The 20,874-nt window shown below is 61.1% G+C and carries 16 protein-coding genes and 1 pseudogene; 8 read left to right on the forward strand and 9 right to left on the reverse strand.

The genetic code is table 11. From position 1 onward, the window contains the following. Positions 1 to 40 precede the first annotated feature (40 nt). Positions 41 to 1,309 (reverse strand): esterase FrsA, encoded by a 1,269-nt coding sequence (gene frsA / locus J9892_RS04680; RefSeq protein WP_010675462.1) that lies wholly within the window; start codon positions 1,307 to 1,309, stop codon positions 41 to 43. 174 nt (positions 1,310 to 1,483) lie between these two features. Then, complete coding sequence (gene gpt, locus J9892_RS04685; RefSeq protein ID WP_039040347.1) at positions 1,484 to 1,951, reverse strand: xanthine phosphoribosyltransferase; 468 nt, start codon at positions 1,949 to 1,951, stop codon at positions 1,484 to 1,486. A 926-nt stretch (positions 1,952 to 2,877) separates the two neighbouring features. On the opposite strand from gpt, the gene J9892_RS04690 reads away from it, so the two are divergent. Further along, positions 2,878 to 4,329, forward strand: coding sequence for an aminoacyl-histidine dipeptidase (locus J9892_RS04690; protein ID WP_045525722.1), 1,452 nt, complete (start codon positions 2,878 to 2,880; stop codon positions 4,327 to 4,329). A 629-nt stretch (positions 4,330 to 4,958) separates the two neighbouring features. On the opposite strand, the gene J9892_RS04695 is transcribed toward J9892_RS04690, so the two are convergent. The 5 genes from J9892_RS04695 to J9892_RS04715 form a co-directional block, all read right to left on the reverse strand. Then, entirely contained in the window at positions 4,959 to 5,960 is a 1,002-nt protein-coding gene (locus tag J9892_RS04695) for a dipeptide ABC transporter ATP-binding protein (protein ID WP_049636600.1), read from the reverse strand. 94 nt (positions 5,961 to 6,054) lie between these two features. Continuing rightward, the gene (locus J9892_RS04700) at positions 6,055 to 7,092 is read right to left on the reverse strand and encodes an ABC transporter ATP-binding protein (protein WP_109422175.1); all 1,038 of its coding nucleotides are present in this window, start codon (positions 7,090 to 7,092) and stop codon (positions 6,055 to 6,057) included. Between the two features lie 25 nt (positions 7,093 to 7,117). Continuing rightward, positions 7,118 to 8,935: an extracellular solute-binding protein gene (locus tag J9892_RS04705; RefSeq protein ID WP_043154299.1), complete on the reverse strand. Its 1,818-nt coding sequence runs from the start codon at positions 8,933 to 8,935 to the stop codon at positions 7,118 to 7,120. Between the two features lie 82 nt (positions 8,936 to 9,017). Beyond that, the gene (locus J9892_RS04710; RefSeq protein WP_162624619.1) at positions 9,018 to 10,061 is read right to left on the reverse strand and encodes an ABC transporter permease subunit; all 1,044 of its coding nucleotides are present in this window, start codon (positions 10,059 to 10,061) and stop codon (positions 9,018 to 9,020) included. Between the two features lie 2 nt (positions 10,062 to 10,063). Continuing rightward, positions 10,064 to 11,089, reverse strand: coding sequence for an ABC transporter permease subunit (locus J9892_RS04715; protein ID WP_010675471.1), 1,026 nt, complete (start codon positions 11,087 to 11,089; stop codon positions 10,064 to 10,066). A gap of 738 nt (positions 11,090 to 11,827) precedes the next feature. Between J9892_RS04715 and J9892_RS04720 the strand changes: the two genes are divergently transcribed. The 7 genes from J9892_RS04720 (at position 11,828) to J9892_RS04750 (ending at position 19,610) form a co-directional block, all read left to right on the forward strand. Then, entirely contained in the window at positions 11,828 to 14,461 is a 2,634-nt protein-coding gene (locus tag J9892_RS04720; protein WP_210538022.1) for a TonB-dependent receptor, read from the forward strand. 102 nt (positions 14,462 to 14,563) lie between these two features. Further along, entirely contained in the window at positions 14,564 to 15,328 is a 765-nt protein-coding gene (locus J9892_RS04725) for a DUF3450 domain-containing protein (protein WP_041212457.1), read from the forward strand. Beyond that, positions 15,325 to 16,698, forward strand: coding sequence for a MotA/TolQ/ExbB proton channel family protein (locus J9892_RS04730; RefSeq protein WP_010675474.1), 1,374 nt, complete (start codon positions 15,325 to 15,327; stop codon positions 16,696 to 16,698). Before J9892_RS04725 ends, J9892_RS04730 begins: the two co-directional genes overlap by 4 nt. 10 nt (positions 16,699 to 16,708) lie before the next feature. Beyond that, positions 16,709 to 17,236, forward strand: coding sequence for a MotA/TolQ/ExbB proton channel family protein (locus J9892_RS04735; RefSeq protein ID WP_210538023.1), 528 nt, complete (start codon positions 16,709 to 16,711; stop codon positions 17,234 to 17,236). 67 nt (positions 17,237 to 17,303) lie between these two features. Then, positions 17,304 to 17,711 (forward strand): biopolymer transporter ExbD, encoded by a 408-nt coding sequence (locus J9892_RS04740; protein ID WP_104452349.1) that lies wholly within the window; start codon positions 17,304 to 17,306, stop codon positions 17,709 to 17,711. A gap of 16 nt (positions 17,712 to 17,727) precedes the next feature. Continuing rightward, entirely contained in the window at positions 17,728 to 18,363 is a 636-nt protein-coding gene (locus tag J9892_RS04745) for an energy transducer TonB (RefSeq protein ID WP_043154309.1), read from the forward strand. A gap of 11 nt (positions 18,364 to 18,374) precedes the next feature. Further along, entirely contained in the window at positions 18,375 to 19,610 is a 1,236-nt protein-coding gene (locus J9892_RS04750) for a tetratricopeptide repeat protein (protein WP_042014300.1), read from the forward strand. A 285-nt stretch (positions 19,611 to 19,895) separates the two neighbouring features. Here J9892_RS04750 and J9892_RS04755 read toward each other — a convergent pair. Together J9892_RS04755 and J9892_RS04760 are read right to left on the reverse strand one after the other, a co-directional pair. Continuing rightward, positions 19,896 to 20,732 (reverse strand): annotated as a pseudogene (locus J9892_RS04755) (chitinase C-terminal domain-containing protein); the annotation flags it as partial. 58 nt (positions 20,733 to 20,790) lie between these two features. Beyond that, a partial coding sequence (locus J9892_RS04760) for a transposase (protein ID WP_210538025.1) occupies positions 20,791 to 20,874 on the reverse strand: 84 nt, incomplete at its 5' end.

The raw sequence follows: 20,874 nt of genomic DNA on the forward strand, positions 1-20,874 counted from the left end.
CCATACCATCACATGGTGATGTTACATTTTTAGTTTTATATCATGTACATAAGTGCTTTTTGAGCCAGTCTACCGTCTCTTTCAGTGCCTCGTCATAGACCTCGAGCAGTGGCTGCTTGTCAAACACCACCGCCTTGCCGTTGCGACTCGCAGCGGCCAATGCCCGGACATCCTGCTCGGGACAAATAAAATCTTTCTTGTGCCCGATACTCAATATCGGCACGGAAGTGCGACTCCCCAGCAATCCCTGGGTCTTGAGGGAGAAGACCTGACACTTGGTGCGCAGCAGATCCCACTGAGCCGCGTCCGCCCCCAGCCGGTTCGCCAGCCCGTCGCGCATCATGCGCGGGCAGCGGGCGAACATCTCCTGATTGGTGAACACCTGGTTGATGCCGGCACCGATGCAAACCACGGTCCGAAGCTTGAACGGCTCGACGAAGGCGAGGCGGGCCGCCACATTGCCGGCGAGGCGGAACCCCACCATGGCGATGCGCTGGTGATCGACCCAGGCCACCTCCGAGAGGTAGTTGAGCACCGCCTGGTGCAGGCGGCTGGTGTCCTGCACCAGGGGCCAGTGCTCGGCATAGCCGGTGCCCGGCATGTCCAGGGAGAGCATCCCGATGCCATGGGGCTCGAGACACTTGAAATAGAAGTTGAGGAAGTCCACCTGAAGCGAATCGATGCCACCGCTGACGATGACCAGGGGCACAGGTTTCTCGGTGGTGGGCAGATGCAGGTAGCCCTGGATGGTCTTGCCCCGAAACGGGACCTGCAACTCCTTGAGGGGCACCTTGAACAGGCGTCCGGCCTCGCGATAGGCCATGTTGCCGAGCAACTGGGCCTGATCTGCCAGCTCGTCGTGCTTGAGGTGGGGGTAGCTTGCGATGGAGTAGTAGCGCACGGCCTTGAGCAGGCTCTTCAGCGCCGCGGCGCGATCCCCTTCCCCCAGCAGCGTCCGCCCCGTATTGAAATAACGGCCGGCGAGCTGGCTCCACTCATAGACCCAGTTGCCGGGCACATAGCCCTTGATGGTGTCCAGATAGCGTTCGTGACTGCGCTCCCCCTGCCCCATGGCGATGTGCGCCAGGGTCTGCTCCACCTCGACGGGATCGGCCCCCTGCCAGGCCCAGGTCGGTCTGCGCAGCAGGCGATACCAGCGGGGCGACAGGGCGCCATCGATGAAGCTGTCAGACAGTGCGCTGTCTTGCTCGTCGACGGGGCTCGAGTTGGAGACTTCGGAAGTTTCCAATACCTTTTTGACCCGGGTAAACAGCTTTTCCGTCAGATTGGTATCGTCGTTTGGTTCCAAAATGGTGGCTCTTCTGTCTCAAACAATGTCCCATCTTAACCACTTTTCACATCGAGCAGCCACACCAGAAACGCATTGAGCCCCAAAAGGGGCTCAATGTGGTCAACCTTGCATCACGACGGATCAGTCCGCTTCCGAATGCCGGGGAGTCACTGGTCGCGACCGGTGGGGCGATTACGCTTCGTCGCAGATCGGCTTGGCGAACTCCAGCGCCATGTCCCAGGGCTGTTCAATCCAGGTATCCTGCGGAATGGCGACTTCGAAGTCATCCACCAGGGGTTCGCCCATGGGCTTGGCGAAGATGGTGATGAATTTGGCTCTGGGGTAGAGCTCGCGGATCGCCTTGGCGGTGCCGCCGGTGTCCACCAGATCGTCCACCACCAGCCAGCCTTCGCCGTCACCTGCGGTGGTGGCAGCCTTCACCACCACCAGCTCGCGCTGGTTGTCGTGGTCATAGCTGGAGATGCAGAGGGTTTCGACATTGCGAATGCCAAGTTCGCGGGCCATCAGGGCCGCAGGCACCAGACCACCGCGACTGACGGCGATGATCCCTTTCCACTGGCTGACAGGCAGTTGACGACGGGCCAGACGGCGCGCTTCGCGTTGCAGGTTATCCCACGATACATAGAACTTTTTTGGCATGCTATCGATCTCAACGAGTTATAAAGCAATCACTTATGAGGCGAAACCCGGCAAAGAGACGGGTTCAGGTCAATTCTGGCACCCCGTTTCCCGAATTTTGCTTGCACTTTTTCGGCCTCGGGGCTGACGCCTCGGCGGCAAAAACGGATGCAATGCGAACAGGGATGGGGTGTAGCTGGCGGCCATGTCGGGTGGACTCCCGAGCTCGGGCCGGCTGTTGGGCCGGTATGATAGCACTCTTTATGGATAAATTGAGCGGCAAACGTATGCGAAAAACAGGAAATGTCCGCCATCTCCCGCTCTGTCGCCCTTTTGGGAGGGCTCCGGCGACACCGACAGGTTAGCCGTTTGAGACACATTCCATGACATTCGGGCAAAAAAATAGCAGGGGGAGGAGAGGATCCTCACGCACCTGCTGCTGTTACCTGTGACGCCTGCGAGCCTTAACGGCGGGTGGCGTAGGGATTCGGGTAGTTGAAGCCCTGGGTATAGAGAGATTGGGCAAACCAATAGGTTGAATTGCTGCCTGACATCATAAACTCCTGATTGCTTAACAAGTTACGTACCTTAATGCGGGTTCACATCCTTGAACTGACACTCGGTTCCATGGAGGCGCACTTGCTTTGCTTCGGTTCCCTGGAGGCATTGATTGTCATCCTGACAAGTGGGCTGGCCACGGCGGCTAATTTACCACCCGGCGCCCAAAAGACAATATTTTTGTGACTGACATCACAAAATTGATGTTGTGCTGACACAAATAAGGCAGGTAGTGAAGTTCGCCATCCATGCTCCCTTTCCCAGCACAAGCAGAGCGTCATTTGCGCTGATCGCTCACATTTTTGCGTGATTGACTGTATTATCGTTATCCTCTTCCCCGGCCCGCAGAGTGGGGCCCGACATTTTCCATGCTGGTAAGGAGTCCCGACGTGGCACAGCTCAGTTCTCTGTCTCCCAAATTGATTTGGCAATTCTTCGAGCAGATCTGCTCCATCCCCCACCCCTCCAAGCACGAAGCCCAACTGAGCGCCTGGATCGTCGCATGGGCCCAGGGAGAAGGCCTGGCGGTCAAGCAAGATGCCGTCGGCAACATCATCATCAAGAAACCGGCCACGCCGGGGATGGAAAACCGCAAGGCCGTGGTGCTGCAAGCCCACATCGACATGGTGCCCCAGGCCAACGCCGACACCCAGCACGACTTCACCACCGATCCCATCGATGCCTACATCGATGGCGAATGGGTCACCGCCCGTGGTACCACCCTGGGTGCCGACAACGGCATGGGCATGGCGGGCTGCCTGGCCGTGCTGGCCGACAAGACCATCAAGCACGGCCCGCTGGAAGTGCTGCTGACCACCGACGAAGAGACCGGCATGACCGGCGCCTTCGGTCTGGAAGCGGGCTGGCTGGAAGGCGAGATCCTGCTCAACACCGACTCCGAAGAGGATGGCGAGGTCTACATGGGCTGCGCCGGCGGGGTGGATGCCAATATCCGCTTCCCCCTGGAGCTGGTTGCTGCCACCGAGGGTGAAGGTTTCGAGCTGCAGGTCAAGGGCCTGCGCGGCGGCCACTCCGGGGTCGACATCCATCGCGGCCGCGGCAACGCCAACAAGCTGCTGGTCCGTCTGCTCAAGGCCGCCGAACCGCTGGGGGTGCGCCTTGGCGATCTCAGCGGCGGCACCCTGCGCAACGCCATCCCCCGCGAGGCCCGTGCCAGCCTGCTGGTGCCCGCCGCCAGCGTGGCTGACTTCAAGGCCCTGGTGGACCGCTACGCCGGCATCTATCAGAGCGAGCTGGCCGCCACCGAGGCCAACCTCACCGTGCTGCTCACCGCCCGGGAGAAACCGGCCCAGCTCATGAGCGAGTCCCTGCAAAGCCGCCTGCTGGATGCCCTGATGGCCTGCCCGAACGGGGTGATGCGCATGAGCGACGCCATCCCGGGCGTGACCGAGACCTCCACCAACCTGGGTGTCATCAAGACACTCGAGGGGGAAGTCTATGTGCAGTGCCTGATCCGCTCCCTCATCGATTCCGGTCGCGAGAACATCGAGCAGATGACCCGCTCCCTGTTCACCCTGGCCGGCGCCAGCTGCGAGTTCACCGGCGCCTACCCGGGTTGGGCCCCGAACGTCGACTCACCGGTCATGGCGCTGGTGCGAAGCAGCTACCAGACCCTGTTTGGCGAGATGCCGAACGTCATGGTGATCCACGCAGGCCTCGAGTGCGGTCTGTTCAAGAGCGCCTACCCGGACTGGGACATGGTCTCCTTCGGCCCGACCATCCGTGGCGCCCACGCACCGGGGGAGAAGGTACACATCCCGGCGGTCGAGCGTTTCTGGCAACTGCTGGTTCACGTGCTGGAACATATCCCGGCCAAGTAAGCCAACTCACGACCATACCGATGCCCCGCCCCGTGCGGGGCATCTTTTTTGTGCTTCCTCCTCGGCCACCTCTCTCATATCCCCGATTCCACGCGCGGCCCTGGCTTGAAATCGTATCCATGAACAGGTCTGCATTTGAAAACCCTTTCCATGATTTATGTAAATTTACAACACAAAAAGTTGATCCAGCTCACATATGCCCCTAGGATCAGAACGTGACCAAGGTCACACAACCCATGAACCACAGAGAAACGAGGTCATCATATGTTCGAGAATCTGGCAGTGCTGTTCCACCTGAAGGGTGCAACCAGCAAGAAAGGTGCTGAAGAGAAAGACACTTATGCGCCTGCAACCCGCAATTACTACTTCCGTTATGGCGCCTGATATCGCCTGTCCGGAAGTTGAAATTAGCAACGTAATAAAACTACAAAACAACTCAGCAATCCACACAGCAGCCACCCCCATCGGGGCGCTGTCCTGCCCGGGCCAGAATTTCCACGGCCAAACCTGAACTCCAACCATGAAGATGGGGCCCGCAGGCCCCATTTTTTTATCCCGTTTCCGCCTCTATTGCGCCTCCTCGGTGCCACCTTGCAGCGATGCCGGTTGCGACGTGGCGGGCGCCGGCATCATATCGCCTTTCCCAGTGGCACCGCCTCCTGCACGGGCAAGGGGAAATGGCAGGCCACCTGATGCCCCTGCCCGCCGCACGCCTCAAGGGCGGGCGAGCGGGTGCGGCACAGATCCGTTGCATGGGGGCAGCGCTGGTGAAAGTGGCAGCCACTCGGCGGCGAGATGGGGGACGGCACATCCCCCGTCAGCAGGATGCGCTGGCTGCGCCGCCGCGGATCCGGCACCGGAATGGCGGAGATGAGGGCCTGGGTATAGGGATGGCGCGGTGCCAGGTAGAGAGCCTGGGCCTCGGCCAGCTCGACGATCCGGCCCAGATACATCACCGCAATCCTGTCCGAGATGTGCTTGACCACCGACAGGTCATGGGCGATGAAGATGATGGCGAGGTTCATCTCCCGCTGCAGATTGAGCAGCAGGTTCACGATCTGGGACTGCACCGACACGTCGAGCGCCGACACCGCCTCGTCACACACCAGCAGCTTGGGCTTGAGGGCGATGGCGCGGGCGATGCCGATGCGCTGTCGCTGGCCGCCAGAGAACTCATGGGGGTAGCGATCCACCGCGCTGCCGGGCAAGCCGACTTTCTCCAGCAGCTCCTGCACCCATTTCCGGCGCTGTTCGGCGCTGCCCTTGCCGTGGATGATGAAAGGCTCCTCCAGGATCTGCCCAACCGTGTGGCGGCTGTTGAGGGATTCTGCGGGATCCTGGAACACGATCTGCATCTCCTGACGCAGGGATCGCATCTCCTTGGGCGAGAGGTGGGTGATGTCACGCCCCTCGAAGGTGATGGAGCCGGCGCTCGGCTCGAACAGCTTGAGCAACGAACGCCCCAGGGTGGACTTGCCGCATCCCGACTCCCCCACCAGGCCAAGGGTCTCCCCCTGCCTGAGATCAAAGCTGATGCCATCCACCGCGTAGACGGTGTATTGCTTGCGCAAGAAACCGCCACCCATCTTGAAATGCTGCTTTAAATTGCTTACCGACAACAAGCTGGTCATGACTTCCATCCCCGACGATTCATGGCAGCAGACGACCTGGTCGCCTTCCCGCCGCCTGGCTGCCCTGCGACACCCCGTCCCCACACCATACCGTTCATAGGCTCACCTCCTTCCAGTGGTGGCAGGCCACCCCGTGGCGTTCGCTCAACTGCTCGGTCACCGGTATGGTCTCCACGCAAAGGGGCGTGGCATGGGGGCAGCGATTGGAGAAACGGCACCCCGCCGGCATCTCGTGCAGGGCGGGCACCTGACCCTTGATGGTCTTGAGCAGGCTCTTTGGCACATCTTCCAGACGCGGGATCGAGGCCATCAGACCATGAGTATAGGGATGGCGCGGGTGGTCAAACAGTTCATAGATATCGGCCCGCTCCACCGCACGCCCGGCATACATCACCACCACCTCGTCGCACAGCTCCGCCACCACCCCGAGATCGTGGGTGATGAAGATGATGGCCATGCCGGTCTGGGCTTGCAGCTCCTTCATCAGATCCAGGATCTGGGCCTGGATGGTCACATCGAGCGCCGTGGTCGGCTCGTCGCAGATGAGCAGGGCCGGTTCGCAGGCCAGCGCCATGGCGATCATCACCCGCTGACGCATGCCGCCGGAAAGATTGTGGGGATAGGCCGCGAAACGCTGGGCAGGCTCGGGGATCCCCACCTTCTGCAACATGGCGATGGCGGCGTCACGGCGCTGGGCCTTGCTGTAATCGGGGCGGTGGAGGCGAAACACCTCCATCAGCTGATCGCCGACCGTCTGCACCGGGTTGAGGGCCGTCATGGGCTCCTGAAAGATCATGGAGATACGGTTGCCACGCACCTTGTACATCTGCTCCGGCGGCAGATTGAGCAGCTCCTCCCCCTGAAAGCGGATGGAGCCCCCTACCACCTGACCGTGGGGCCTTGGCAGCAACCCCATGATGGCCAGCGAGGTGACGCTCTTGCCGCAGCCGGACTCGCCGACTATCCCCAGGGTCTTGCCCGGGGCGACCTGGAAGCTGACCCCGTCGAGCACCTTGATCTTGCCGTCGTCGACGGCGAACTCCACCTCGAGATCCCGCACCTCGAGGATGGGGGACAGAGACTGCCCCTCATGATCGCTGGTGCCGGGGGCGGTGGCCTGTGTGTTGGGCATGACTGCTGCTCCCTTCTGGACCACATCAATGATGTGCATAGGTCTTGTCGATCAGGGTGATGGGGGCCAGCGCCTTGCCGTCAGCCTTGGCCTTCTGGGTCTCCTCCTTCACCTTGGGATCGATCCAGAGCAGGCCGCCACTGCTGTGGGGGTAGCCATCCATGGGCCAGTAGAGCAGATCCGGGGTGTTGCGGGTGGCGGGCACCTCCGGCAGCATCACATAGCGCCAGCTGCTGGCTCGCACGTAGTTGAGCTGAACCCCGGGCACGAAGATGGCGAGATCATAGATCCGCTGCTGGATCTGGTGGGAAAGCGCGGCCCGCTTGTCCATGTCGAACTCGACGTTGTAGGCGTCGATCAGGCTGTCGAGCTCTTTGTCAGCCACGTTGAACAGGTTGTTGGTCTGGGGCTTGTTGGCGTTGTCGGAGTGGAAGGACTCCCAGTATTGCGGATAGAGACCGCCGCCCCCCCAGCCAAGCCAGGCCGCCTCGTGTTTCTTCTCCAGCATCACCTTGAAGCCGGTGGCGCCATCCACCAGATTGAGCTCCAGATCCAGGCCCGCCTTCTTGGCCTCTTCCTTGAGCACGGTCAGCCGCTTGGAGTGCTCCTGGCTGGTGTAGGTGAGGGCCAGGGTGAGCCGCTCTCCCTTGTCGTTTTGCAGGATGCCGTCCGGTCCCTGCTTGCCGTAGCCGCCCTTGGCGAAGTACTCCCGTGCCTTGGCGATGTCGTAGGCCCGCTCAGGGAGCGCGATGTCGGTGAAGGCCCCGAAGCCTGAGCCGAAGGTGGTAGCGCGGTCATAGTCGCCGTGCAGCACCGTCTCTATCATCTTGTCGATGTTGAAGGCGTGCTGGATACCGAGCCGCACGTTGAGATCCGCCAGCTTGGGATTGGCCACGTTGAGGTGAACCCCCTGCCCCCCCTGCTTGGTGTCGGTCATGGCCATCACCTTCTGCACGTATCCCTGCTTGTACTCCGGGGTGACCGCCTTCTCATGCCACCAGTTGGGCAGGATCATCTCGAAGGTGTCCAGCTCCCCCTTGAGGAAGTGGCGGAACGCGATGTTGTGGTCGCGGATCACCTGCACCTTGATGGTGTCGAGGTTGAACCTGTGCTGGTTGTAGCGATCGTCTTTTGCCCACCACTCCTTCTGCTTGCTGAAGGTCACGGACTTGCCCTTCTTCACGTCGCTCATCACGTAGGGGCCCGTGGTGGGTACCACGGCCCAGTTGTACTGCTTCACCCAGTTCGGGCCCATCTTGTAGTAGTGCTTGGGCTGGGGCCACAGCTCGGTGGTGTTGAGGAGATCGAGCTTGGCCTTGCGGCTGCCCGCCTTGACCAGGATGGTGTGGTCGTCAATCTTCTCCACCGCCACCACCTCGGTGGTGTAGTAGTTGTTGAACCAGGGGCCCTTGATGTCCTTGGAGCGCATCATCTCGTAGCCGAAGGTGTAGTCATCGGCAGTGACCGGCTTGCCGTCGGACCACTTGGCGCGCGGGTCGAGCCTGAAATAGACGGTCTGGCTGTCCGGCGCGATGGCCCAGGCATTCGCCAGGGCCGGAATGGGGTTGCCCGTGTTGGGATGGAAGCTGATGAGCCTCATCTGGTTGTCGAGGATGAAGGAGCGGAACGAGCCGTTGGAATCCGGCCCCACGGTGCGAAACGTCAGCGGGAAGCTGTCGACGAAGAGATTGAGGTTGCCGCCGGGCAGCGCCTTGGGAGAGGCGAACACGGGGTCGGTGTCGTTGGTCTCCCACGTCAGATCCGCGGGCAGGCTGGCTGCCCACACCCAGGATCCGTTCAACAGCAGAAAGAGAGCACCTGTCCATTTGATTTTATTGTTCATGTTTGACTTCCTGGTCATGCCCCTGCACTGGGGGCGTCTTCATTAAGGGTCCTGTCGATGTGCCCTGGCAAGGCGCCACCGCTCACTGATAACGGGTAAATTTGCGCGGATCGAACGCCTCCCGGATGGCCTCCCCGATGAAGGAGACCATGATGAGCACCAGGCTCACCGCCGCCACCACCGAACTCACGATCCAGATGGCGTCGAGGTTGTTGATCCCCTGGGAGAGCAGCTCCCCCCAGCTCGGGGTCGGCGGCGCCAGGCCAAAGCCCAGGTAGTCCAGCGCCGTCAGGGTGGAGATGTTGCCCACCACGGCAAACGGGGCCAGGGTGACGATCATCATCAGGGTATTGGGCAGAATGTGGTTGAAGATGATGCGCCTGGTGCTCGCCCCCTGGGCCCGCGCCGCCATCACGTAGTCCCGCGCCCGCTCCTTGTAGGTGAGGGTGCGCATGTACCAGGTGATCCCCATCCAGCCGAACAGCACGTTGATGCCGACGAACAGGCCGAAGTTCGGCTTGGCCAGGGAGACCAGGATCATGATGACGTAGAGGAAGGGCACCTGGGACCAGATCTCGATGAAACGCTGCATCAGGAGATCGAATCGACCGCCGAGGAACCCCATCATGCAGCCGATGCTGACCCCGATGACATAGCTCGCCACCAGCGCGATGAAGGCAAAGCCGATGGCGATGCGAAAGCCGTAGACCAGCCGTGCCAATACATCGCGACCGCTGGTGTCGGTGCCGAGGAAGTGGCGCTCCACCAGGCTCGGGGCATAGGGCGGATAGGCTTCCTCCTTGAAGTCCTGCTCATAGGGGTTCCAGGGGACCAGGGGCAGCAACACCCAATCCCCCTTATCTTCCTTCGCAAATTGGCTCTTGAGCTGGCGGTAGTTGGTCTCGTACTCGTAGTCGAGCCCGAAGTGCTGGCCCGGGATCACGTCCCCATAGGTGGGGAAATAGAGCTCCCCCTGATAACTCACCGCCAGGGCCCGGCTGTTGACCAGCAGTTCCGCCAGCAGAGAGATGACCACCAGGACCGAAAAGATGACAAAGGAGTAGTAGCCGCGCTTTATCGACTTGAAGCGCTTGAGTTTTTTCAGAGTTACCGGATTCAGGTTCATGCTCACTCTCCAAACCGCACGCGGGGATCGACCAGGGCAACGCAGATGTCGGAGACAATGTTGCCCACCAGCATCAGCATGGAGGTGATGGCCAGAATGCCCATGACGGTGGGGTAATCCCGCTCGACGATGGCCTCGTAACCGAGCAGGCCGATGCCGTCGATGTTGAAGATGGTCTCGATGAGGAAGGAGCCCCCGAAGAAGACGGTGAGCACCGACCCTAAGTGACTCGCGATGGGGATCAGGCTGTTGCGCATGGCGTGATCGGTCACCGCCTTGCGAAACGGCAACCCCTTGGCCACGGCGGTGCGCACATAATCCGCCGACAGGTTCTCCATCAGGCTGTTCTTCATGGTCATGGTGAGGATGGCGAAATCCCCGATGGCGTAGGCGATGAGCGGCAGCAGGGCGTGGGCGAAGACGGTGCGGATCTGATCCCAGCTGCTCTCCATCCCGTCAAACTCGTCCCCCGGGAAGCCCCCCATGGGCAACCACTCCAGATGGAACGCAAAGACGGTGATGAGGAAGATCCCCACCACGTAGGCGGGCAGCGCATAGGCCATGTAAATGAGCATGGAGCTCAAGGAATCGAAGCGGCTGTTGTGCCTGAGCGCCTTGGCCACCCCGAGCGGGATGGAGACGGCATAACTCAGCAGAAAGGTGGCGAGCCCGAAGAAGGCGGTCACCGGCAACCTCTCCTTGATGAGATCCCACACCGGCTCGTAATAGCGGGTCGACTCCCCGAGATCCAGCACCGCCAGCTTCTGCAACCAGTCCCAGTAGGCGACCAGCATAGGCTTGTCGAGACCGTAGAACGCCTTGAGCTCTTCAATCTGTTCGTCGGAGAGTGCCTGCGCCCCCTTGCTGCCACTGGAGCGGCCGGACTCGTTTTGCGAGACCTGCGCCTGCAGCAGCATGCGCTCGACCGGGCCGCCCGGCACGAAGCGGGTGATGGTGAAGACGAGCAGGGTGATACCGAGAAACGTCGGGATGATCAAAAGCATCCGACGTAGGAAATACGACAGCATGGTGGAACCTCGTCCTTGTTGTTCTTTTATGGCCAGTCACATCCGGTGACGGGCCTATCCTTACCTGGCATTACTCACTGAATTGACTGGCATTGGCAGACAATCCGGCTCGGTCACTGTAAAAGCTCTGCAACAAAAATCAAGTAGAACCCGGTCTGCGACCGGGAATGTCCCCCCGCAGCATATCCCGCGGATGATTTTTTCCAAAAAACCCAACTTCAATATAAAAAACTGCTACGCCTACCCGTCCAACTCGATTTTAATTATTAAAAAATTAATTACACAGGTGTTTTAATCCATATCAAGCAGAACAAAATCAACAAGTTAAGGATAAGTCGGGTTATTTTCTCATTTACCTATAAAAGAAGAAGGATAGCCGCCCCCACCCTCCGTTCCCCGGAAAACGCTCTCGCCATAAAAGCAGATGAAAATACTGCAAAAAACCGTTTTCTCGATATCGACACCGGAGTGACAAGCGACTTATCGATAAGTTCAAAAATAATCAATAAAATTGTAAAAATCGAAATTAACAACATCTTTACATAAGTTGACGCGGCATTTACGGAATAAAACGCCAAAATATTCCATCAAGTGCATATTCCCATCTAATTCCCTCTACTGCCCCCATCCCCGCCGCTCCATTTGACGTCCATCACCAAACCTTGATAAGCCTTACGCACCGCTCCAACGAGGGCGGTAATGGAAGCAAACAATAAACAATCAGGAAGGATACTAGCGATGCTTAGGAAAAGCAGACTCTCTGCTGCCGTAGCGTTTGCCTTGGCGAGCGCGGCAGTTGTGGCCACCCCTGTCCTGGCCGAAGAGGGCCAGAACGTAGAAAACACCCCTGTCCTGGCCGAAGAGGGCCAGAACGTAGAAAACACCCCTGTCCTGGCCGAAGAGGGCCAGAACGTAGAAAAACTGCAAAAAATCAAGGTCACCGGCTCCCGGATCTCCCGGGTCGATGTGGAAGGCGCCACCCCGGTCGTCTCCGTGACCAAGGCGAAAATCGAGCAATCCGGTCAGCAGACCGTCGCCGATTACCTCAAGCAAGCCTCCTACAACTCCTTCGGTAGTATCTCCCCTGCCTCCGGCAGCTCAGCCCAATCCCAGGCCACCGTCAGCCTGCGCGGGCTTGGCTCAGAGCGCACCCTGGTGCTGCTCAACGGCAAGCGGGTCGCCGGTTCTCCTTCCATGGGTGGCAGCTCCATCAACCTCAACACCATCCCCATGGCGGCGGTGGAGCGGGTCGAGGTCAACCTGGACGGCGGCTCGGCTCTGTACGGTTCCGATGCCATCGGCGGTGTCATCAACGTCATCCTGAAACAGGACTATGAAGGGTTGGAATTCCAGGGCCGTATCGGCTCTCCCACCGAAGAGGGTGGTGACGAGAAGAGCGGCTCCATCGTCAGCGGCATCACCGGGGAGAAGGGCGCCCTGATGATGGTGTACGAGCACGACGTCAAGGACGAGATCTACAACAAGGATCGCGACTACCTGGCGTTGCAGGGCTCTTCTGCTCCCAGCCGGTATGGCCGCAACATCAAGGGGATCGATGCCGCCACCGGCAAGACGGTCACCCGTACCCTGGACGGCATCGACTGCGCCAATACCGGCCCCGGCTTCGTGCCGGTCGGTACCGCCTGCCGCTTCGACTTTGCCCAGGTCGCCGCCAAGACCGCTTCCCGTAACCGGGACACCGTCTATGTCAACGGCCGCTATCACATCAATGACAACGTCGACTTCGTACCCCAGCTGATCGGCTCGCGGGTCACCAGCTTCGGCCGCTTCGCCCCGGCCGCCGGTCCCTTCAGCATCGACGGGACCACTCCGGGCGGCGCCGAGCTGCTGGCCGACAACGGCTTCATCGGCGACAAGGCTACCGTCTACTATCGCTTCAGCAACGTCGGCCCCCGTGACAACGACGTCACCGACCTGACCGGCAGCATGAACCTGGGCTTCGAAGGCACACTGCCGACCGAAGCGGTGGGCGATGTGGAGTGGAATGCGGGCTACATGTACTCCAAGACCGACAACAAGAACCGCGGGACCGGCTATGTGCTGAATCCGGCGGTCCAGCAGGAGGTCGACAGCGGCAACTTCAAGAACGGCGAGTTCTCCAGTGCCGCCACCAACAGCCTCTCCTACGACACCAGCCGCACCTCCAAGATGGACTTTTTCCAGTGGTACGGTGGCCTGGGCTGGAGCATGGGCGAACTGCCGGCCGGCCCCATCGGCTGGTACCTGGGGGCCGAGTACAACGACTGGGTCTACTCCGACACCTATGACAGCCAGTCTGCGGCCGGCAACGTCATCGGCTCTTCCGGCAATTCGGGCGGTGGTGTACGCGACGTCTTCGCTGCCTATATCGAGAGCCTGATCCCCATCACCGAGCAGATCGAGCTGAACCTGGCCGGTCGTTTCGACAAGTACAGCGACTTTGGCAGCGCCTTCTCGCCCAAGGCGAGCCTGCGCTATCAGCCGCTGGACAACCTGTTGTTCCGCACCTCCTGGTCGCAGTCCTTCCGCGCCCCGGGTCTGGATGACCTGTACGCGGCCGATGCCGACTCCGCCGACTTCGCCAAGGACTATGTCTCCTGCCAGAAGAACGGTGTCGCCAACTGCCCGGAAGAGCAGTACACCACGGTTCGCCAATCCAACAAGAACCTGAAGGAAGAGACGGCTGACACCTTCGGCATCGGTGCCGCCTACAGCCCGATCGACGACCTCAACCTCTCGCTGGACTACTACTACATCAAGATTGATGACGTGATCCAGCTGGCCACCACCCAGACCCAGTTCTATCAGGAGCTGAACACTGGCAGCAACCCGAACGTCATCCGCGATGCCAACGGCGATGTGGAGCAGGTTTATGCCGGCATGGTCAACCTGGGCCAGCTCAAGACCAGCGGTCTGGACTTCAAGGCTGACTACAAGTACGACTTCAACGTCGCGACTGTGCGCTACGACTTCGGCAGCACCTACATTCTGAAATACGAAGAGGGTCTGTTCGCCGGTGGTCCCATGGTCGACAAGAAGGGCTGGAACGGCGCGCCTGAACTGCGCTTCAACTCCGGTGTCGGGGTCAATGTGCCGCAGTGGTGGAACATGGATGCCTACCTGAGTGCCAACTACATCGACTCCCAGAGCCAGGACTATGTTGACGGTCGGACCGAGGGCCATATCGCCTCCCAGACCACCTGGAACCTGAACGTCGGTGTTAACACCCCCTGGAACGGCAAGCTGCAAGCCGGTGTGAAGAACATGTTCAACGTAGGCCCCTCGCTCTCCAGCGATGGCTTCACCTATGACACAGCGCTCTACAGCATCGACGGTCGCATCTACTACCTCAACTACAGCCAGAAGTTCTAATCCACCAGCAAACCACAAGCCGGCCCGTTCGGGCCGGCTTTGCCCAAGGTCCCAAGGAAGTTACGGAGATAGGGTAATCCTATGAAAACAAGGACAACTACAATGAAGAAAGCGCTCCTCGGCAGCCTGATTTCGGCTGCCTTGCTGACCAGCTTCAATCTGAGTGCCGCCTCTGCCAGCCAGGCCGTGGACGCTCAAGCCGCCACCGACAATGCATCCAAAGTTTCCCAGCAGAAGATCGACAGCTACGCCGAGTCTGCCGAGTCTGCCCTGGCCCAGTACAAGGCCGCCCTGCGCCAGGTCGACAGCCTGCGCACCTACAACGAGCAAGTGGGCAAGATGGTCGACTCCCAGAGTGCCGAACTCGCTTCCATGCAAAAGCAGATCGCCCAGATCGACCAGACCAGCACCGAAGTGGTGCCCCTGATGCTCAAGATGATCGACTCCCTCGAGCAGTTCGTCTCCCTGGACCTGCCGTTCCAGAAGGTGGAGCGTGAGGACCGCGTGGCGGCCCTGACCGATCTCATGAACCGGGCCGACGTCACCATCTCCGAGAAGTACCGCAAGATCCTCGAGGCCTACCAGATCGAGGAGGGCTTCAGCCGCACCATCGAAGCCTACAAGGCGAGCCTGGACAAGGATGGGGACGAGAAGACCTACGAGTTCCTGCGCGTTGGCCGCATCGCCCTGCTCTACCAGTCCCCGGATGGCAACGAGACCGGCATGTGGAACAAGAAGACCCGCCAGTGGGAAGTACTGCCCCAGGAGTATCGCAGTGCGGTTGAACAAGGCCTTCGCATCGCGAAGAAGCAGGCGCCCCCCGCCCTCATCAAGCTGCCGGTTCAAACTGCGGAGAAAGCATCATGAAAGGAATCAAACTTGCCATCGCCTCGCTGATCGCGGGCGCTACCCTGGTCACCCTGCCGGTGACCGCCGCCGAGAAGCCGGTGGATCTCAACGCCCTGCTCAATCAGGTCAAGGCCGCCAGCACCAGCGAATCCCAGCTCAACAAGGAGCGGGAAGCCCGCTTCCTGGCTGACAAGAACGAACAAGGGGCCCTGCTCGCCAAGGCCAAGGCGGATCTCGCCGCCGAAGTCGCCAGGGGCGAAAAGCTCAAGGCCACCTTCGATGCCAACGACAAGCAGCTCACCGAGCTGACCGAAACCCTGCGCCAGCGCTCCGGCAACATGGGCGAGATGTTTGGCGTGCTGCGCCAGTTCGCCGGTGAATTCAAGGGGATCTTCAATGCCTCCGCCCGCCGGGTCGAACATCCCGAGCAGACTGCCCTGCTGACTCGCCTGGCCGAGAGCAAGGAACTGCCCTCCAGCGATGACCTGACCGCCTTCTGGACCACCACCCTCAGCCGCATGGTCGACGGTGGCAAGGTGAGCCAGATCCCGGCCACCGTGGTCTACGGCGAGGGCAACCAGGCCCAGAAGACCGTGACCCAGATCGGCGAGTTCAACACCGTCTCCGAAGGCAAGTACCTCACCTTCGTGCCGGAGACCGGCAAGTTCGAACAACTCTCCCGCCAGCCCGAGAACGCGGTGCTGGAACCGGTCGCCAAGTTTGAACAGGGTGGCGGCAGCGTCGAACCCATCTTCATCGACCCGTCCCGTGGCGTGATCCTCTCCCTGCTGGTGCAATCGCCGACCCTCAAGGAGCGCATCGATCAGGGTGGCTCCGTGGGCTACGTGATCCTGGCGCTGGGTGTCATCGGTACCCTGCTGGCCCTGTTCTGCGGCGCTCGTCTCTCCCTCATCGGCGGTGCCATGCGCAAGCAGCTGAAATCCGAGCAGATCATCAAGGGCAACCCCATCGGCGAGATGCTGGGTGCCTACCAGGATCACCGGGGTGACAACATCGAGGATCTGGAATCCAAGCTCGACGAGATCATCCTGCGCAACGTGCCCAAGCTGGAGAAGGGCATCAGCCTCATCAAGCTGATCGCCTCCGTCGCCCCGCTGCTGGGCCTGCTGGGTACCGTGGTCGGGATGATTGCCACCTTCCAGGCCATCACCCTGTTCGGTACCGGCGATCCCAAGCTGATGGCGGGGGGTATCTCCGAGGCCCTGGTGACCACCATGCAGGGTCTGGTCGTGGCCGTGCCCATGCTGTTCCTCTACACCATCGTGCAGACCCAGAGCCGCCGTCTGATCCAGGTACTGGAAGAGCAGAGCGCCGGTTTCGTTGCCCGTTATCAGGAACGTCTGCACGCCGCCAAAGCCGCAGCCTAAGGAGTCACCCATGTGGTTCTGGTTGATTGAAGAAGTCGAGTCGGTCCGCCGGTTTCTGGGATTGGGGGGCGACGTGCTGGTCGCCCTGTTCTGCCTGACCCTGATGATGTGGGCCCTGCTGCTGGAGCGCTGGTTCTACTTCATGGCGGTCTACCCCAAACAGGTGAAGCAAACCAAGGCTACTTGGCTGGCCCGCACCGATCACCTCTCCTGGTCCGCCAGGCAGATCCGCCGCGAGCTGGTCTCCCGGGTTGCCATGGCGGTGGACAAGGGGATGCCGGTCATCAAGGTGCTGATCGCCCTCTGCCCGCTGATGGGGCTGCTCGGGACCGTGGTGGGCATGGTGCAGGTGTTCGATACTCTGGCCATTACCGGCACAGGCTCCCCCAGGGCGATGGCCTCGGGGATCTCCAAGGCGACGGTACCGACCATGGCGGGCATGATTGCCGCCCTTTCCGGCCTGTTTTTTGTCAACCAGCTCGATCACAAGGCCAAGTTGGCGGTGCAGAAGCTGGAAGACAACCTGAAACACGGCTGATGCAGGATGCACATCCCCGGCCGGGCCATGCCCGCCGGGGCACAGAACAAGCAAGGAGTTTTTTGCCATGAGAAAACGTCACAGCGACAGCGGTGCTGACGAGGCGGCCATCGATTTGACCCCCATGCTGGACATCGTGTTCATCATGCTGATCTTCTTCATCGTCACCACCTCGTTCGTCAAGGAGTCCGGCGTGGAGATCAACCGCCCGAGCGCCAGCACGGCCGAGACGGTGAAGAAGGGGAACATCATGGTCGCGGTCCGCGAGAACGGTCAGGTCTGGGTCGACAAACGGGTCGTCGAAGTGGGTGCCGTGCGCGCCAACATCGAGCGGCTGCGGGCGGAGAACCCGGAGAGCGCCGTGGTGATCCAGGCCGACAGCGAATCCCGTTCCGGTCTGGTGGTGCAGGTCATGGACCAGATCCGCATGGCCGGTGTCCAGAACATCTCCATCGCCGCCGACAAGAGCAGCTGATGCCGGAGCGAATGCCATGAGATACCTGATATCGTTAGCGGTCTCCTGCGTGGTGGTGTTCTTCCTGTTCCTGGGAATGAACAAGCTCATCACGCCGGATCACCGGGAGCTGACGGAGCGGGAGGACGTCACCATGACCGACTTCATCCGCCTCAAGCCTCAGGAGACCTTGCAAGAGAAGCAACGGGAACTGCCCAAGCCGCCGCCCCCGAACCGCCCGCCGCCCCCGCCCGAGATGGAGGTGGCGAGCACGGACAGGCCGAAGATGGACAGCTCCCCCATGGACATGCCCAAACTCGACATCCCGGTCAACATCGGTGGCGGCAACGCCCTGGGTGCCTACAGCACCGGCGGCGGTGGCGGCGGCATGGGCGGCAACAACGGCGCCATCCCGATGGCGACCTTCGAGCCCATGATGCCCCGCAAGGCGGCCCTGGCCGGTCTTGCGTCCGGCAAGGTGCTGGTGGAGTTCACCGTCACCGAGCGCGGTACCGTGAGCAACATCCGCATCGTCAAGGAAGAGCCCCGCAGCTATGACCTCGGCAAGGCGGCGCGCCAGACCATCGCCAAGTGGACCTTCAAGCCGGCCATGGTGGACGGCAAGCCGCAGGCCAGTCGCATGCAGCAAGAGATCGAGTTTGCGACCAACTAAGGAGGGTGGCGATGAAAAAGTTACATACCCTGATCCTCGCCCCGGTGGCCATGGCGGTGCTGCTCAGCACCGCCACCTGGGCCGCCGAACAACCCGCCCTGTCTGACCGCGCCTACCGCGCGGTCAACAAGGCCCAGGCGTTGATCACCGAGAAGAAATACGGCGAGGCCAATGCCAAGCTGCAGGAGGCGCTGTCCGGCGCTGGCGAGCGGGTCTACGACAAGGGGGTCATTTTGCAGACCCTGGGCTTCGTGGCGGCGCAGCAGGAGAAGTACGGTCAGGCGACCAAGTACTTCGCCGACGCCATCGCCACCGGCGGCCTGCCGCCCCCGGTGGCCCAGCAGGTGCGCTACAACCTGGCCCAGCTCTACATGGCGGAGGGGAACTTCAAGGGTTCCATCAACACCATGAAGGAGTGGTTCGCAAACCTCGGCAAGGACGAGAAGCCGACCCCGCACGCCTACATCACCCTGGCCAACGCCCATGTGCAGCTCAAGCAGTACCGGGAAGCCATTCCGGCGGTGGACAACGCGATCAAGCTCTCCGCGGGCAAGGCGCCGGAGTCCTGGTACCTGCTGAAGATGGCGGCCCACTACGAGCTGAAACAGTACAAGCCGGCTACCGAGGTGCTGACCGCCCTGGTGGACCGCTACCCGGAGAAGAAGAAGTACTGGACCCAGCTCTCGGCCATGCACATGCAGGCGGGCAACGATGCCAAGGCCCTGGCGGCACTGGAAGGGGCCTACAACCTCGGCATGCTGACCGAGGCCAACGAGTTGCAGCGGCTCGCCAACTACCTCGCCTTCGCCGGCATTCCCCACCGCGCCGCCCGCGTGATGGAGAAAGCCATGAAGGAGGGGCAGATCGAGAGCACCGCGGCCAACTACAAGACGCTGGCCAACTATTGGCATCAGGCCAAGGAGCTGGACCCGGCCATCGACACCCTGGCCAAGTCCTACAAGCTGGCCCCCAATGCCGAGCTGCAGCTCAAGATGGCGCGCATGATGATCCAGAGCAAACGCTACCAGGATCTGGTGGCCTTCGCCGCCAAGCCTGCCGCCAACGCCAGCGGCGAGCAGCGGGCGGATCTGAAGTTCCTGACCGGGGTCGCCTATTTTGAGCAGCAAAAGCCCAAGGAGGCGCTCTCCGCCTTCACTCAGGCCGCCCAGAACGGCAACGTCAGTGGTCGTGCTTCCCCCTGGATCAGCTTCTTGAAAGAGCAGCAGGGCGGCGCCGTCACCCAATAAAGCTGCGCGGCCCGGCTGGCGGGACGGGGATCTCCCCGACTCGGCATCCGGGCCGCGACACATCGACAAGGGGTCACCCCGCAGATTGCCTTGGTGGCAATTGGCCGCTCTTCGGAGCGGTCTTTTTTATGGCACCGCCCCTGCCCTTTTCCCCCTCCTTCTCCTGATACAAGGTACAAAAAAATCCGGAGCCTGGGCTCCGGATTGGGTCGTTGCGTTGGGAGGGGGCAACCCCTTCAACAGGTCATCAGTCACTGCATGCCAGCGTCCAGCAGCCGTGACTACTCAGTAGTTGCACACCAGCTTCCAGCTGCCATCGCCCGCCTTGGGCTCGCTGCTGGTCCACCAGTTGGCCTGCCACACCGCCTTGCCGTTGGTCATGCGGTCGTTGCCATTGGCGTGATCCCCACGCGGCCAGGTCGGATAGGCATTGTAGTCCGCCGGGTTGACGTTCTGGCTGGCACAGGTGGTGCCACCGCTGCCGCCGTCACCACCGCCACTGCTGCCCAGCACCGCCTCGGCCAGGGCCGGGAAGTCGGACTTCAGACCTATGGTCTGACTGCCGGCAATCAGACGCATGCCACTCGGCACGCCAGCGGCCGGCAGGTAGTAGGTCATGGCCACTTCCACGTCGGTGCCCGGCGTCCAGGCTTTCCAGGCCGGCAGCGTCAGAGCCACCTTGTGGAAGTCCTTCTCATTGGCGATGCCGTCCGAGTTCTGGTTGCCACCACTCTCCACCACTTTCAGTCCCATGCCGCTCTGGTCGGTGATGGTGTCTGAGGTGGAGGTGGGGACCAGGAACTCGATGCGGGTGCCGCCCGGAATGGTCTGGGTCGACTTGTTGGTGAGCTTGAGGGTCGGGTTGATCGGGTAGTTGGAGTCCCCTTCCTTGAAGCCGGAGAGGCTCACGCCGATGTCGAGCTGGGCAGCCGGAGCCGGCAGATCGTTCTGCTTCAGGGCCGCCTTGTCGGCCTTGCTGAACTTCTCGTAGGCGAGGCTGGTGAGGGTGCTGCCCATCACGTACTCGTTCTTCGCGGCGTCGAAGTCATAGTCCCCCGCCATCTCCCAGAACATGACGCCCCCCAGGCCCCGCTTGACGATGTAGTCGAGCTTGTGACCCATCTTAAATGCGAAAGGGGACTCCCTCCGACGTAGGTGGGAGGGGAATTTCGCCGGGGCGTCAGCCCCGCTGGTTTTGAATGTATTGCTTGATCACCTCCAACGGTGCTCCGCCGCAAGAGCCCGCAAAGTAAGAGCGTGACCA

Source organism: Aeromonas sp. Prich7-2 (genome assembly GCF_017939255.1).
GTDB lineage: Bacteria > Pseudomonadota > Gammaproteobacteria > Enterobacterales > Aeromonadaceae > Aeromonas > Aeromonas caviae.

What these genes read in the sequence shown, in the direction of transcription:
- gpt (WP_039040347.1), bottom strand. Translation starts at nt 1,951, where the DNA reads ATGCCAAAAAAGTTCTATGTATCGTGGGATAACCTGCAACGCGAAGCG.
- J9892_RS04695 (WP_049636600.1), bottom strand. Translation starts at nt 5,960, where the DNA reads ATGACCAGCTTGTTGTCGGTAAGCAATTTAAAGCAGCATTTCAAGATG.
- J9892_RS04700 (WP_109422175.1), bottom strand. Translation starts at nt 7,092, where the DNA reads ATGCCCAACACACAGGCCACCGCCCCCGGCACCAGCGATCATGAGGGG.
- J9892_RS04705 (WP_043154299.1), bottom strand. Translation starts at nt 8,935, where the DNA reads ATGAACAATAAAATCAAATGGACAGGTGCTCTCTTTCTGCTGTTGAAC.
- J9892_RS04710 (WP_162624619.1), bottom strand. Translation starts at nt 10,061, where the DNA reads ATGAACCTGAATCCGGTAACTCTGAAAAAACTCAAGCGCTTCAAGTCG.
- J9892_RS04715 (WP_010675471.1), bottom strand. Translation starts at nt 11,089, where the DNA reads ATGCTGTCGTATTTCCTACGTCGGATGCTTTTGATCATCCCGACGTTT.
- J9892_RS04720 (WP_210538022.1), top strand. Translation starts at nt 11,828, where the DNA reads ATGCTTAGGAAAAGCAGACTCTCTGCTGCCGTAGCGTTTGCCTTGGCG.
- J9892_RS04725 (WP_041212457.1), top strand. Translation starts at nt 14,564, where the DNA reads ATGAAGAAAGCGCTCCTCGGCAGCCTGATTTCGGCTGCCTTGCTGACC.
- J9892_RS04730 (WP_010675474.1), top strand. Translation starts at nt 15,325, where the DNA reads ATGAAAGGAATCAAACTTGCCATCGCCTCGCTGATCGCGGGCGCTACC.
- J9892_RS04735 (WP_210538023.1), top strand. Translation starts at nt 16,709, where the DNA reads ATGTGGTTCTGGTTGATTGAAGAAGTCGAGTCGGTCCGCCGGTTTCTG.
- J9892_RS04740 (WP_104452349.1), top strand. Translation starts at nt 17,304, where the DNA reads ATGAGAAAACGTCACAGCGACAGCGGTGCTGACGAGGCGGCCATCGAT.
- J9892_RS04745 (WP_043154309.1), top strand. Translation starts at nt 17,728, where the DNA reads ATGAGATACCTGATATCGTTAGCGGTCTCCTGCGTGGTGGTGTTCTTC.
- J9892_RS04750 (WP_042014300.1), top strand. Translation starts at nt 18,375, where the DNA reads ATGAAAAAGTTACATACCCTGATCCTCGCCCCGGTGGCCATGGCGGTG.